At 33.2% G+C, this 13,631-nt stretch carries 12 protein-coding genes; all 12 read right to left on the bottom strand.

From position 1 onward, the window contains the following. Window positions 1–22: 22 nt before the first annotated feature. The 12 genes from AC6FXG_RS01320 to AC6FXG_RS01265 all read right to left on the bottom strand — a co-directional run bounded on the left by AC6FXG_RS01320 (window position 23) and on the right by AC6FXG_RS01265 (window position 13,630). Window positions 23–1,108 (bottom strand): phosphodiester glycosidase family protein, encoded by a 1,086-nt coding sequence (locus AC6FXG_RS01320; RefSeq protein WP_500571255.1) that lies wholly within the window; start codon window positions 1,106–1,108, stop codon window positions 23–25. Between the two features lie 67 nt (window positions 1,109–1,175). Next, entirely contained in the window at window positions 1,176–5,219 is a 4,044-nt protein-coding gene (locus AC6FXG_RS01315; RefSeq protein WP_500571254.1) for a PolC-type DNA polymerase III, read from the bottom strand. Window positions 5,220–5,382: 163 nt separating this feature from the next. Continuing rightward, on the bottom strand, window positions 5,383–6,336 hold the full coding sequence (locus AC6FXG_RS01310; protein WP_500571253.1) for a helix-turn-helix transcriptional regulator: 954 nt from the start codon (window positions 6,334–6,336) through the stop codon (window positions 5,383–5,385). Between the two features lie 220 nt (window positions 6,337–6,556). After that, window positions 6,557–7,648 (bottom strand): flavodoxin-dependent (E)-4-hydroxy-3-methylbut-2-enyl-diphosphate synthase, encoded by a 1,092-nt coding sequence (gene ispG, locus AC6FXG_RS01305; RefSeq protein WP_500571252.1) that lies wholly within the window; start codon window positions 7,646–7,648, stop codon window positions 6,557–6,559. Beyond that, a complete protein-coding gene (locus AC6FXG_RS01300) occupies window positions 7,629–8,621 on the bottom strand; it encodes a M50 family metallopeptidase (protein ID WP_500571251.1) in 993 nt (330 codons plus the stop codon). The genes ispG and AC6FXG_RS01300 overlap by 20 nt, the downstream gene beginning before the upstream one ends. After that, window positions 8,621–9,397, bottom strand: coding sequence for a phosphatidate cytidylyltransferase (locus AC6FXG_RS01295; RefSeq protein ID WP_500571250.1), 777 nt, complete (start codon window positions 9,395–9,397; stop codon window positions 8,621–8,623). The genes AC6FXG_RS01300 and AC6FXG_RS01295 overlap by 1 nt, the downstream gene beginning before the upstream one ends. Continuing rightward, window positions 9,397–10,074 carry a polyprenyl diphosphate synthase gene (gene uppS / locus AC6FXG_RS01290; protein ID WP_500571249.1) on the bottom strand — a complete coding sequence of 226 codons (678 nt, stop codon included), beginning with the start codon at window positions 10,072–10,074 and terminating at the stop codon, window positions 9,397–9,399. Before uppS ends, AC6FXG_RS01295 begins: the two co-directional genes overlap by 1 nt. 205 nt (window positions 10,075–10,279) lie before the next feature. Next, window positions 10,280–10,834 (bottom strand): ribosome recycling factor, encoded by a 555-nt coding sequence (gene frr, locus AC6FXG_RS01285; RefSeq protein ID WP_173651638.1) that lies wholly within the window; start codon window positions 10,832–10,834, stop codon window positions 10,280–10,282. Beyond that, window positions 10,830–11,546 (bottom strand): UMP kinase, encoded by a 717-nt coding sequence (gene pyrH / locus AC6FXG_RS01280; RefSeq protein ID WP_075573721.1) that lies wholly within the window; start codon window positions 11,544–11,546, stop codon window positions 10,830–10,832. The genes frr and pyrH overlap by 5 nt, the downstream gene beginning before the upstream one ends. 11 nt (window positions 11,547–11,557) lie before the next feature. Next, window positions 11,558–12,205 (bottom strand): translation elongation factor Ts, encoded by a 648-nt coding sequence (gene tsf / locus AC6FXG_RS01275; RefSeq protein WP_500571248.1) that lies wholly within the window; start codon window positions 12,203–12,205, stop codon window positions 11,558–11,560. A 28-nt stretch (window positions 12,206–12,233) separates the two neighbouring features. Further along, window positions 12,234–13,010: a 30S ribosomal protein S2 gene (gene rpsB, locus AC6FXG_RS01270; protein WP_075573723.1), complete on the bottom strand. Its 777-nt coding sequence runs from the start codon at window positions 13,008–13,010 to the stop codon at window positions 12,234–12,236. Window positions 13,011–13,390: 380 nt separating this feature from the next. Next, window positions 13,391–13,630, bottom strand: a complete 240-nt coding sequence (locus tag AC6FXG_RS01265; RefSeq protein ID WP_500571247.1) for a hypothetical protein — start codon at window positions 13,628–13,630, stop codon at window positions 13,391–13,393. Window position 13,631: the final 1 nt, after the last annotated feature.

Raw genomic sequence — 13,631 nt, 5'->3', positions numbered from 1 at the left:
GCATGCCCTGGGCATGCTTTTGTTATTGAACCATAAATATTGTATTTAAATTTCTTCCGGCAGCTTTTACGAATTTCCCATTTACATATAAGGCACTTGAAGCTCCGCCATCTAAATTCATTGCGTCTTTACATCCTAATGCTATCATCACTTCAGCGAGCTTTTCCATAGTGGCAACACATGTCACCATAACGAGCTCGTTATTTGCTGTAAGACCAATTGCAGATCTCTGAGCAGAGTTTGTATTTATCTTCGCTTCTTTAAAAGCCTTTTTATTTTCTGCTGCTACATTTTTCCCATTCTTTACAACCATAGGTCCAGCAGCAATCATGTCGGATATATCTGAATATTTTATATCCTTATCTCCAGCTTTAAAAGTTGAGCTGCCAGTTTGATCCACAAGTTCTAGGCCAACAGTTCTACCTGCTTTAAATCTTTGGTCAACAAAATTTTTGTCAGCTGCTTGTGGTCCATAATAAATTACGTATCCATTCTCAGGTATTGTAATTTTCCCTGCCGGCGAATAAGTTTTACCAACAACATTATTGACAACCTCTACTATCCAACCACCATTTAAAACTATGTCCTTGTTTCTGTATTTTGTAAATATATAAACACCTGATTGGTCATTAGGATTTTGGTTTACATACCATACGCTAAAAATATTAAAATCCATTGCTTGTGTATTATTATTCCACTCATTTTTAGTCTTGCCATCAAGGCTTCCTTTATAAGAAAGTGTGAGAGTATCAAAGTGGACCTTGTAATCATCATATACCATTAGGCTTGCAGTATTGCCAACCATATGAATAACTTGTTTACCTTTGATAATCGTTGCCATTGGCTCCAAGGTTTTATAAGCGTCAAAGTAGTTAGCATTTATAGCAGCCTTTGCACCATAAGTTTTTACCATGGATTGAAAGGACTCAGCGCCAATTAACTTATCATTGTTTTTGGCAACCCTAAGTTTAACGCCCTCTTCTAACTTTACTTTTACAACATTAGCCCTTACACCGCTAACAGTTTTGGATTCATATGTTGGCGCTCCGGCTAAAGAAATACTTGTCAGCATTATTAAAGATAAAATAATACAAAGAACTCTTTTCATATTTCCTCCTAAAAAAATATCTGTTTTATTTAATTAATAGTAACATAGATTTATTTTTATATCAAGTTTAAAACATAGATATTTGATTTGTATCTTGCATACCTTCCAAGATTCCATGATCTTTCATATATGCGACACTTGTCTTATTTAGTCGAGTCCTCTTCATCAAGTCATCCAAACTTAAAAATTTAGAAATATTTCTCTCTTCAACTATACTTTCAGCAACCCCATCTCCTAAGTTTGGAATTACAGTTAAAGGTGGAATTATTGCTCCCTCAGCTTTTAAAAATTTAAAAGGCTCTGACTTATAAATATCAGCTGGCTTGCAAGTTATACCTCTAAGATACATTTCTCTTGCAACAATTAATAATTTTAAGTCATTTTGTTCTTTTTGTGTAGGTCTTTCAAGAGATTTTATAATTTTTATTTTTTCATTTATTTTCTCTAAACCACCTGTAATTGCAGAATAGTCAAAGTCAATCTTTTTAGTTGTAAAGAAAGTTGCATAAAAGGCTTCAGGATAATGAAGTTTGTACCAAGCAAGCCTGTAACTTAACATTACATATGCAACAGCATGAGCTTTTGGGAACATGTATTTAATTTTATTACATGAATCTATATACCATTCAGGCAAACCATGATCTCTCATCTTGACTTCATCTTCTTCAGTGAGTGGTTTTCCCTTTCTAACTTTTTCCATGGTAAAGAAAGAAAAATCATTTTCCATACCAGCATGTAATAGATAAGTCATAATATCTTCCCTGGTTGCGATAACGTCCTTTAGTTCACACACTCCTTGTTCAATCAAGTCCTTTGCATTATTTAAATAAACATCCGTTCCATGTGATAGGCCTGAAATTCTGACAAGGTCAGCAAAGTTTTTAGGATTTGTATCATCAAGCATGCTTACAACAAAGTCAGTTCCAAATTCTGGAATAGCTAGAGTACTTGTGCTGCACCCCAAAATTTCTGGGTCTAATTTCAAAGGCTTAGTAGATGAAAACATGGATAAAATTTCTGGGTCATCAAATTTTATACTTTTATGGCTAACGCCAGTCATATCTTCCAGCATCCTAATCATTGTAGGACCATCGTGACCAAGTATATCTAGCTTTAATATATTCGAGTGAATAGCCTTATAAGCAAAGTGTGTTGTAAACACGCCTGAATTAGCATCATCTGCTGGATATTGTATAGGTGAAAAATCATGGATATCTTTATTCTTAGGAACAATCATAATGCCTCCTGGGTGTTGGCCTGTTGTTCTCTTTATACCAATCATTTTGTCAACTAATCTATAAACCTCAGCATCGGATACATGTTCACCTTTCTCTTCAAAATAATTTTTAACATATCCATAGCCAACTTTAAATTGAATTGTTCCAATAGTCCCTGCCCTAAAGACATAATTGTGGCCAAATAATTCTTCTACATAAGCGTGGGCCTTTGGTTGGTATTCACCGGCAAAGTTAAGGTCGATATCTGGTTCCTTATCACCATTAAATCCTAAGAAAGTTTCAAAAGGAATATTGTAGCCATCTTTTTTCATTTCAATGCCGCAGTGTGGACAATCTTTATTTGGCATATCAACGCCTACATTATACTTGCCGCTTTCATCAAATTCGCTGTACTTACACTTTGTGCATACATAATGTGGTGGCAGGGGATTAACTTCTGTAATGCCGCTCATAGTTGCAGCAAAACTTGATCCAACACTACCACGAGAACCAACTATATATCCATCATCTTCCGATTTTTTAACAAGTCTCTCTGCAATAATATACATAACTGCATAACCGTTTGAAATTATAGAATTAAGTTCCTTTTCAAGTCTCTTCTCAACTATTTCAGGTAAGTCATCACCATAAATAGACCTCGCTTTTTTAAGACAAGACTCTCTTAATTCCACATCTGAGCCTTCAACTATAGGTGGAAACTTTTCTTTAGGAATTGGTCTTAACTGTTCACATGCATCCAAAAGTTCATTTGTATTTTCAACTGCAAATTCGTAGGCCCTATCAGAAATAAAGTTAAAGCCCGCTAGCATCTCATCTGTTGTCTTCAAGAACATAGGGGGATCATTTTCACCTCTAAAGTCTCCACGACCCTTGGCCAAAATTCTTCTAATAATTACATCATTTGGAACCATCTCATAGACATTGCCGCCCGCAATTATTTTTTTATTATAAAAATCAGCAGTACCAATATATTCTTTTAAAATAGAAGTTAAATCATCAACCGAATTATATCTATTGGACATCAGAAGGCCTGCATAGTTATCAAAAGGTTGAATTTCAACAAAATCGTATTTGCTAATCATATCTTCAAGATCTTCTTTTAAAAATCCCGATTGAATTTTATTAAATAAATCGCCCTTTATTGCCTCTGCACCAAGGATTAATCCTTCTCTATATTTTTCCAAATCACTTAACATAATCTTTGGCCCATGCATAAAGCTATCTGTATGAGAATCTGAAACCAAGTGATAAAGATTTATCAAACCTGTATAGTTCCTCGCATAAATAAGTGCATTAAAACTAGAAAACTCATTGATATATTTAATATCCTTTAGGCCATAGTAGTCTTCTATATCTCCTTGCCTAATCAAAATATTTACAAGAGCAATAAAAATTTCTGCTGTAGCGTTGGCGTCGTCTACTGCCCTGTGGTGGTTTTGTAGACTTACCCCTAATCTTTCAGCAACAATATCAAGCTTATGTCTCTTTAAGTCAGTTAAAGTATATCTGCTGATTTTAAGCGTGTCAGCGTATGGATTGTCTAAATATATTCCATATTCGCTGTATTTTCTTTTCATAAAGCCAATATCAAACTCAGCATTGTGGGCAACCAAAATAGTTCCCTTGATGAAATCATAGAAGTCATCTTTTATTTCTTCAAAGCTTGGTTTATCAGCCAAGTCTTCGTTAGTAATACTAGTTAATTGCGTTGTAAAAGCAGATATAGGCCTGCCTGGATTTATTAATTGGTTGTACCTATCAACAATTTCACCATCCCTAATCTTTACAGCACCAATTTCAATTACATCGTCGCTAAATGGATTAAGCCCAGTGGATTCAATATCAAAAACAACAAAGTCTTTGAAGCCATCTTTATAATCAACAATAAGCCTTTCGTTATCATCAATTAAAACGCCTTCAATACCATATACAATTTTAAAATTTTCATCAGAAGCATCCATTACATCAGGATAACTTTGAACGTTAGATAAGTCTGTAAGGCAAAAGCCCCTGTGTCCCCATGCCTTTAATTGCTTGACCAAATCTCCAGCATCAATTGACCCCGCTAAAGTACTCATCTTTGTATGGGCATGAATTTCTACTCTCTTAACATCTGCATTGTCTTGACGAGCTTCTTTCTCTACAATCTCATAATTACGCATGGTAAGAGCCATACACTTATCAAAATTGTTGTAAGCGTAATCACCATTTAATCTTATATACTGACCATCAAATAAATTGTTCTTTATTTCATCCAATTTATCTGAATTTATAAAAGCCCTAACCATTAAAGATTCAGTCTCATCATATACATAAAAGCCAAGAATCTTAAGATCCTCACGTCTGGTATCTCTAATATTTAAAGCAAAAATTTCCCCTTCTACAGTAGGAAAAACATCATCTTGGGTTAGATCTTTTATTTTAATAATATTCTTAAAATCTTTTTTGGAGAATTTATAAAAACTCTTCTTGTTTTCAGTCTTCTTACTTTCCTTTGCTGGTTCCACTTCTTCGGTTAAAACTTTATTTGTAAAAGCTAAATCCTCTTCTTCGAACTCATCATCAAATTTATATTCATCTACTAAACTTTCGGTGCTATCAAGCAAGTTCTGAGCATCAACATCCTTCTCGTCTTCAACGTCAGTCTTTATAATTTTGTTGTTTACTATAACTTCCAGAGAAGATAAGTACTTTTCAAAAGCCTTCTTGATGAAATCTAAATCAATTTGATTGATGTTTTGATTAGAACAAGAGCTGACTTTTATAGAATTGGTCTTGGTATCTAAGTCCACCCTTTCAACTTTAAAGTTCAAACTATTAAAATGTTCAATATCATCGCCAGTTAATATCACTTCTAAAATCGAATTATCCATTTTACTCACCATCCATTCTTTTACTCTTTTTCTGCCTATCAAACTGTCTTATGTTCATTTATGACTCCTTTTCATTATTTATTAATGAATTTCTCCATTTTATAATCCTTTAAATATTAATATTTCTAAATCTATCTATAGCAAATACAAGAAAATGTTGCTGCTAGTTCTTATAACTATTGTTATTTAAAATCCTTATTATCTCTTCCCTAACATTTATTGGTTCAACAACCTCTACATATTCTAAAAATTGTAAGGCCCAATAAACCAAGCCTTTTGTTGGTCCATTAAATTCTGCCGTAAAAAATTCCTCATCCTCTTTTTTAATATTGATATTATTTCCAAGCTCTTCTATCAGATAGTCTATCACTTCATTTTTACATCTTAAAATAATTTTTTCTGGACTACCACTAAATGCATAAATAGAATTTTCTATTTGTTTTTTAATGTCTTCATCCTTGATTTCCAACGAACTTTCTTCTAAAATTTTTAAATCTTTTATCAAATCCAACCTATAAAAAGAAATGTTGGTATACGGATCTTTGGAGCATATTAAGTAATATTTGCTATTTTTTACAATCAAGTCAAAGGGATTTACAACATATAATTCATTTTTCCTTGGTACAAGTTTCTTGTTTAAATCATATTGTAGATATACAAACGATACTTTTCTTTTATTTGAAATAGCTTCTTGTAAAATCTCAATATTTAAAAAGATCTCTCTTATTGTTTCTGGATTAGTGTCTGTTAAATCTTTATATTCCTTGCGTTTATAAATTGATACTAGGCTTTTCAATTTTCTATCAATATCTTTTTTGTATTTGATATCAAGAAATTTAAAATTGACAATCATATCTGAAAGCATCGATATTTCACTTGCTTCAAACATTCTGTCCCTGAGAAAGTATCCTTTACCATTTTCTTTATACTTTGAAATATCATATCCAAAGTCAATTAAAGTATCGATTGCTTTATAAATCGACCTTCTATCAGGACTTATACCATATTCATCTTCCATATAGTTTTGAATTTGATCAATGGATAAAATATGATTCTCATCAGAATATTTTTTTAAGATTTCTAACAATCCCAACAAATTAACCCTTGAATAATTCATATATAAACCTCTTTCTCATCTCTTTTTTATATTATAACACGGAAGATTTCTCTCTGCTATACACAAATATGTACAGTAACCATTAATAAATTTTTTTATAAAAATATTATATGTAAATAGACGTGACTATTTATCACGCCATTAATTCTAAATTATTTGAGCATAAGCATGCTAAATACAAAAACCTTAGTTAACCCATTTTCTAAAATACGAAATAGAATCAATTATTAGCTTCATAATCCATTATTTTTATCTCATCGATCAATTCACTAACAGCCATATACTTATCAAGAGTTCTAATGATTTTTCCCTTTTTAAAGAGATTTACCTTGTTTTTCATAAGAGCAATTCCTATGTCAGCCTCTCTGGCTTCTCCAGGTCCATTTACGCTACAACCCATAATTGCAACATTTATCTTCCCATTAATATTTGGCATTTTCTCTTTAAATTCTTTAACCATCTCAATCATTTGACCATTTGTCCTTGCGCAAGTTGGGCATGAGATAAGGTTAATTCCTTTTGCATTTAAATTAAGAGACTTTAAAATATTTTGACCAGCTATGACCTCTTTATAAGGATCATCTGTCAAACTAACTCTAATAGTATCACCAATGCCTTCGTGTAGTAATATTCCCATTCCTATCGCTGATTTTACCATTCCCTCTTCGTATGGGCCAGCTTCAGTTATCCCTAAGTGAAGAGGATAGTCCATGGCTTTAGAAAAATTTTCATAGGCTGCAACAGCCACATATATATCCGAAGATTTAATGGAAACTTTGATGTTTGTAAAATTTAAATCCTCTAAGGTCTTAACCTCAGAAAAAGCACTTTCAACCAGGCTTTTTGCATTAACTCCACCAAATTTATCGATTATTTTCGTATCAATAGATCCAGAATTAACGCCAATTCTAATAGGAATATCCCTTTCATTTAGCAAGGTAACCAAGGATTTTAAACCCTCTTTGTCTTGCATGTTGCCTGGATTTATCCTAATACAATCAGCCCCATTTTCAGCGGCCCACATAGCGAGCTTATAATCGTACTGGATATCTGCAATAAAAGGTACATTAATTTTTTCTTTAATTTTTTTAATGGCAAGAGCATCCTCTTTTGTATTAATAGCTGCCCTAACTAAGTCCAAACCGTAGCTTTCGCACTCTAAAATTTGCTTAACAGTAGCATCAACATCAGAGGTTATGGTATTTGTCATTGTTTGAACACTAATAGGAGCGTCTCCACCTACAAATACATTACCAACTTTAATTTTTTTAGTAGGCCTTCTCTTGTACTCACTAAAATCTTGAAAAGTCATTCATTAAACTCCTTATAAAAATATAAAGTATAAAAACTATACCAATACTCATAATAATCGTTTTGGCTTTGTCGCTAAGTTTTCTACCGATTATACTTTCAATTAATACAAGTAAAATTTGTCCACCATCTAGCGGCGCTATAGGAAGTATATTAAATACTGCTAGTGATATAGAGATATTTACTATAATCATCAGTATTACATTTAAGTTAACCCCTTGCATTGTGCCAACTGTGGCAACAAAACCGACTATGCCCATCAAATTATCAGCCTTGCCGACAAAAATCTCTTTGATGGCCTTAAAAATTTCACTTATAAACATGCCTGCTGTAGCAAAACTCTGTTTAATGGCAATTCCAGGATTTTTTCTCACTGCAAAATAAACTCCGATCTTGCCATCCTTAGAGTCTATTGGAATTAAAAGCTCTTCCCCACTTCTAATTACAGTAAGAGTATATTTTTTATTTTTATATGCTTCCGTTCCCATTAGTTCACTTGCGGTATTGACTTTGATATCGTCAATCTTTAAAATATGGTCTCCTTCTTGGATGCCCACTTCCTCTGCTATAGATCCTGGGACAATTTTTTCAACATAGGTTGAAGGATATCCATAAAAAGAAAACATCAAAAATAAAATTAATAAAGCAGTAAACATATTCATAAGAATACCACTTATTAAAATAATTAGCTTTTTGCCATTTGATGCATCCTCATAATCAACTTTGTCAGAAGATTTATAAGAAAATCCAAGGTTCTCTTCGTCCTCCTCATCGTCAAATCTGCAATAGCCACCAAGTGGCAGAGCTCTTATGCTAAATAAAGTTTCCACTCCCTGCTTTTGATATAATTTTGGTCCAATTCCTATAGAAAACTCCTTGACCCTTACTCCGACAATTCTGGCTGCAATAAAATGCCCAAACTCATGGATGGTAATTACGCCAAGTAAAATTAAAAATGCGTAGATAAATTTCATTATAAAAATAACTCCAATGCAAATGCCACAAATAAAATGCTATCAAACCTATCCAAAAGTCCTCCGTGGCCTGGTAGAAGATTACTAAAGTCCTTAACTCCCAAGGCCCTTTTTACAGATGAAGCGAATAAGTCTCCAAATTCAGCCATAATTGATGCAAACAATAAAACTAAAATGCTTTTAAAATTAACAGATAAGTTTAATACTAACGAACCTGCAAGTAACCCAAGTCCAATACCACCCAATAGGCCGAAAACTGCACCTTCAATTGTCTTTTTAGGACTGATTTTTGGCATGAGTTTGTGTTTGCCAAGCAGGCTGCCACCTAGGTAAGCAAAAACATCAGCACCAGTTGTAATGGCAATAATTAATAAAAATCTGTCAGAATTAAATACCTGATAGGTATAGAAAGTTCTGCCTAAAATCAGGATATATACATAGATAAAGGTACTTGCACATACATTCATAAGCTTATTTTGACTATCATCAAAAATAAAATAAATCAGCATGGCTAAGATTAAAATATTATCTATATGAAAATAACTGTATTTAAAAAGCAGGAATGAATTTATTGATCTAAAGATTACTATTCCCATCAAAAAAATACTATAAGGCCTTATGTCCTTTGTTTTAAAGCACTTATCAAGCTCATAGATAATGCCCAATATAATAAGACTAGTTGCTATTGTTGCAACAGTGCTACCCAGTAAATACATTCCTATATAAAAAATCGCTATTCCAATCGATGTGATCAACCTTGTTTTAAATGTGCTCATTACTTAAGTCCCCCAAAATTTCTCTTTCTGTGATTGAACTCTTCAAGACAAGCGTCCAAATCGTCCCATGTAATATCTGGCCAAAAAAGATCCCTAAAAATAAATTCTGAATAAGCCGCTTGCATCAACATAAAATTAGATAGACGCAGTTCTCCTCCAGTCCTTAAAATAAAATCTGGATCAGGCATTCCAGCGGTAAATAAATTTTTCCTAATCAAATCCTCATCAACTTTTTCTGCACAAATACCTGACTCTACAATCTTTTGTGTGGCAAAAACTACATCTTGCCAGGCAGAATAATTTATTGCAAAGTTTACTACTAGGCCAGTATTATTTTTTGTCAAATCAACAGCATACTCAAGTTTCTCGCGACACTTTTCTGGAAGCTCTTTTAAACTTCCAAAAATATTTACCTTGGCATTCTTTTCGTGAAGAGTTCTAAGCTCCTTATCTATATATTCAATCAAAAGGTTCATCAAAAAAGAAACTTCATTTTGTGGCCTCTTCCAGTTCTCTGTTGAAAAAGCATAGAGGGTTAAGTATTTAATATCATTTTCATCAGCCCACTCTATGGATTCGATTACCTTTTGCATTCCTTTTCTGTGGCCAAAGGCTCTTGGCAAACCACGTTTTGTAGCCCACCTACCATTGCCATCCATAATTATTGCTATGTGCAAAATATCACCTCTTTAATAGATATAGAATATCATATAAAATAAAAAAATACAAAATTCACTTTATTCTGTAGAAGTATTCAAAAACTCATGATAACAAAGACTTAATGAATTGTGAATTTAATTTAAGTTTATTATTAAGAAAAATTAAAATAAAATACCCACAAAAAAAGCACCTTGCATAAAGCAAAGTGCTTTGACATGAAAATTAAATTTCCATCAGTTCAGCTTCTTTTTCTTTTGTAAGCTTATCAATACTTTCAATAAATTTATCTGTTAGCTCTTGAGCTTCAGTTTCTGATCTCTTTCTATCGTCTTCTGTGATTTCTTTATCTTTTTCGAGTTTTTTAATTCCATCAATCAGGTCACGACGAATATTTCTAATATTAACCTTAGCTTCCTCGCTAGACTTTCCTACAAGCTTTGTTAAGTCTTTACGTCTTTCCTCAGTGAGTTGTGGGATTGCAAGTCTAACAACCTTTCCATCATTAGCAGGGTTTAGTCCCAAATCAGATGCCAATATTGCCTTTTCAATTTCAGGGATAACATTTGCATCGAAAGGTTGAATTACAATCAGCCTTGGTTCTGGAGCAGATATATTTGAAAGTTGTTTAATTGGAGTCATTACGCCATAGTAATCAACATCAATTCTATCTAACAAAGCAGGATTTGCTCTTCCAGCTCTAACAGCTGAAAGATCTTCTTTATAAACAGATACTGACTTTGACATTCTGTCTTCAGCATCTTTAAAAATTTCGTTAATCATTGTTCCTCCTTATGATAGTTCCAATTTCTTCGCCTTTTAGAGCTCTAGTTATATTTTCTGTGTCGTCAATTCCAAATACAAGCAAAGGAATATTGTTATCCATACATAGGCTTGTAGCAGTGGAATCTAATATTTTTAAGTTTAATCTTAAAATATCGGAGTATGTCAAGCTGTCAAATTTAGTAGCACTTGGGTCAATCTTTGGATCAGCTGAATAAACACCATCAACACCTTTTTTTGCAACAAGTATTGATGAAGCACCAATTTCAGCAGCCCTCAAGGCAGCAGTAGTATCAGTCGAGAAGTAGGGATTACCAGTACCAGCTGCGAAGATAACTACTCTTCCTTTTTCTAAATGACGAATAGCCCTTCTCATAATATAAGGCTCTGCGACTTCTTGCATTTGTATAGAGGTTTGAACTCTGGTTTCTACACCAATTTTTTCTAGAGAAGATTGAAGTGCCAAAGCATTCATTACTGTTCCAAGCATACCCATATAATCTGAGGTTGCCCTTTCAATAATCTTGGCATCTCTGCCCCTCCAAAAATTGCCTCCACCAACAACAATTGCAATTTCATTGTCTGCTGTCTTACCTTCTTTGATAGATTTTGCTAATTCATAAACAAAATCCATATCAATTCCAGTACCTTTTCCTCCAGCCATTGATTCGCCAGATAGTTTTAATACTACTCTATTTTTCGTTGACATAAAAGCTCCTATTAAACGTTCATTTGCTTTGCAACTTCATCAGCGAAGTTTTCTTCTCTTTTTTCTAGTCCTTCACCAACTTCATATCTTGTAAAGCGTCTAACTTTAATGTTTTCTCCAATTTTTGTAATCAAATCATTTAAGAGATCTTGAACTGACTTGTCTGGATCTTTGATGAATGGTTGTTCTAGCAAGCAAACTTCTGTGTAGTATTTTTTGATTCTACCTTCAACCATTTTGTGAGCAATTTCTTCAGGTTTTCCTTCATTAACTGCTTGTTGTTTTAGAACTTCTTTTTCATGTTCAATAACTTCAGCTGGAACTTCTTCTCTTGAAACATATTGAGGATTGCTTGCTGCAACTTGCATTGCTAAGTCTTTAACAAAAGCTTTGAAGTCTTCGTTCTTTGCAACAAAGTCAGTTTCAGTATTTACTTCAACCAAAACACCGATTCTTCCACCGTGAATGTAGCTTTCAACAATACCTTCAGCAGCAATTCTGGATGCTTTTTTAGCAGCTTTTGAAAGTCCTTTTTCTCTTAAATAATCAATAGCTTTTTCAACATCTCCATTTGTTTCTTGAAGAGCTTTTCTGCAGTCCATCATGCCTACGCCAGTTTTATCTCTTAGTTCTTTAACCATGCTTGCTGTAATTTCCATAATTTACCACTCCTATTCTTAATAATATTTATTCTTGATCTTCTTTGGAGCTGTTGATTTCAGCTTCCATTGTATCTTGATCTACTTCTTCTTCAGCGTCATCTTCTTCAACAGAATATTGTTCACCTTGTTTAGCTTCGATAACTGCATTAGCGATTGTTTCTGTAATAAGTTTAACGCTTCTGATAGCATCGTCATTTGCAGGAATTGGGATATCAACTTGATCTGGGTCACAGTTTGTATCTACAACACCAACTACAGGAATTCCAAGAATTCTTGCTTCATTAACAGCAATGTATTCTTTGCTTGGGTCAATTACAAATAAGCATTGTGGTAGACCTGGGAAATCCTTAATTCCGCCTAAGAATTTTTGTAATCTTTCGATTTCGTGACGAAGTTCGATAACCTCTTTCTTAGGAAGAGCTTCAAAAGTTCCATCTTCTTCCATTTGTTCTAGTTCTTCTAACCTATCAATTGATTTTTTAATTGTTTGATAGTTTGTCATCATGCCGCCTAACCATCTTTGGTTAACAAATGGCATTTCGCATCTCTTAGCTTCTGATTCGATAGCTTCTTGGGCTTGAGTCTTTGTTCCTACAAACATAACTTTGCCGCCATCTTCTACAACTTCTTTTACAAATTTGTAAGCCTTTTCAATTTGCTTAACAGTTTTTTGTAGGTCGATAATGTAGATTCCATTTCTTTCTGTAAAGATGAACTCTGCCATCTTTGGGTTCCATCTTCTTGTTTGGTGTCCGAAATGAACACCTGCTTCTAATAAGCCTTTCATAGTAATTACACTCATTTTACACCTCCGGTTTATATTCTTCCGCACCCATCTTCTGCAAGTGAGACCTTAAAGGCAACCGTACCTGCATCAAAGTGCGTGAGTAATCACAGACGTATTGTACCATAAAAATAGGATTAAAGCAAGCGTTTTAGTAGATTTATTGTGATTTAAAGAAACAAAAATACTGCTAAAGATTATGGTCTTATCCTTAGCAGTCTTTATCTTTTTTATTAACTTCTTTCAACTTTTATATTAAACCTATATTTTCAAAACAGTTCTTAAAATCATACCAACGACAATCCCTGCTACAAATAAAAATACATATTTAATATATTTTTTCTCGTTATTATCTCTTGCCATTTTTATTATCCTCCTTCATAAATTCAAAACTCGTTCTACTCTTTTACTTCTTCCATTTTATTTAAGCATCTTAATATAAATAAATAGCATATAAACATATACATTAAAGCAACATACAAGGCTTCAATTATTATGTTATCTAAAATATACCTGTAAATTATAACCAGCGATAGCGGCCTATAAAAAGTATAAAAGTCAATTCTACCTCTAAGTATTTTATATAAGTCAATCAATATAAATAATGCAAGCACTGTTATAAATAAAATATTTTCCATA

Source organism: Ezakiella massiliensis (genome assembly GCF_059862345.1).
Note: the sequence above shows the minus strand (reverse complement) of the source record. Positions and strands in the feature narration are given on the sequence as shown.

Bases quoted from the DNA above. Each gene is read 5' to 3' on its own strand.
- AC6FXG_RS01320 (WP_500571255.1), bottom strand. From the start codon at position 1,108: ATGAAAAGAGTTCTTTGTATTATTTTATCTTTAATAATGCTGACAAGT.
- AC6FXG_RS01315 (WP_500571254.1), bottom strand. From the start codon at position 5,219: ATGGATAATTCGATTTTAGAAGTGATATTAACTGGCGATGATATTGAA.
- pyrH (WP_075573721.1), bottom strand. From the start codon at position 11,546: ATGTCAACGAAAAATAGAGTAGTATTAAAACTATCTGGCGAATCAATG.
- AC6FXG_RS01295 (WP_500571250.1), bottom strand. From the start codon at position 9,397: ATGAGCACATTTAAAACAAGGTTGATCACATCGATTGGAATAGCGATT.
- AC6FXG_RS01265 (WP_500571247.1), bottom strand. From the start codon at position 13,630: ATGGAAAATATTTTATTTATAACAGTGCTTGCATTATTTATATTGATT.
- ispG (WP_500571252.1), bottom strand. From the start codon at position 7,648: ATGACTTTTCAAGATTTTAGTGAGTACAAGAGAAGGCCTACTAAAAAA.
- AC6FXG_RS01300 (WP_500571251.1), bottom strand. From the start codon at position 8,621: ATGAAATTTATCTACGCATTTTTAATTTTACTTGGCGTAATTACCATC.
- AC6FXG_RS01310 (WP_500571253.1), bottom strand. From the start codon at position 6,336: ATGAATTATTCAAGGGTTAATTTGTTGGGATTGTTAGAAATCTTAAAA.
- rpsB (WP_075573723.1), bottom strand. From the start codon at position 13,010: ATGAGTGTAATTACTATGAAAGGCTTATTAGAAGCAGGTGTTCATTTC.
- tsf (WP_500571248.1), bottom strand. From the start codon at position 12,205: ATGGAAATTACAGCAAGCATGGTTAAAGAACTAAGAGATAAAACTGGC.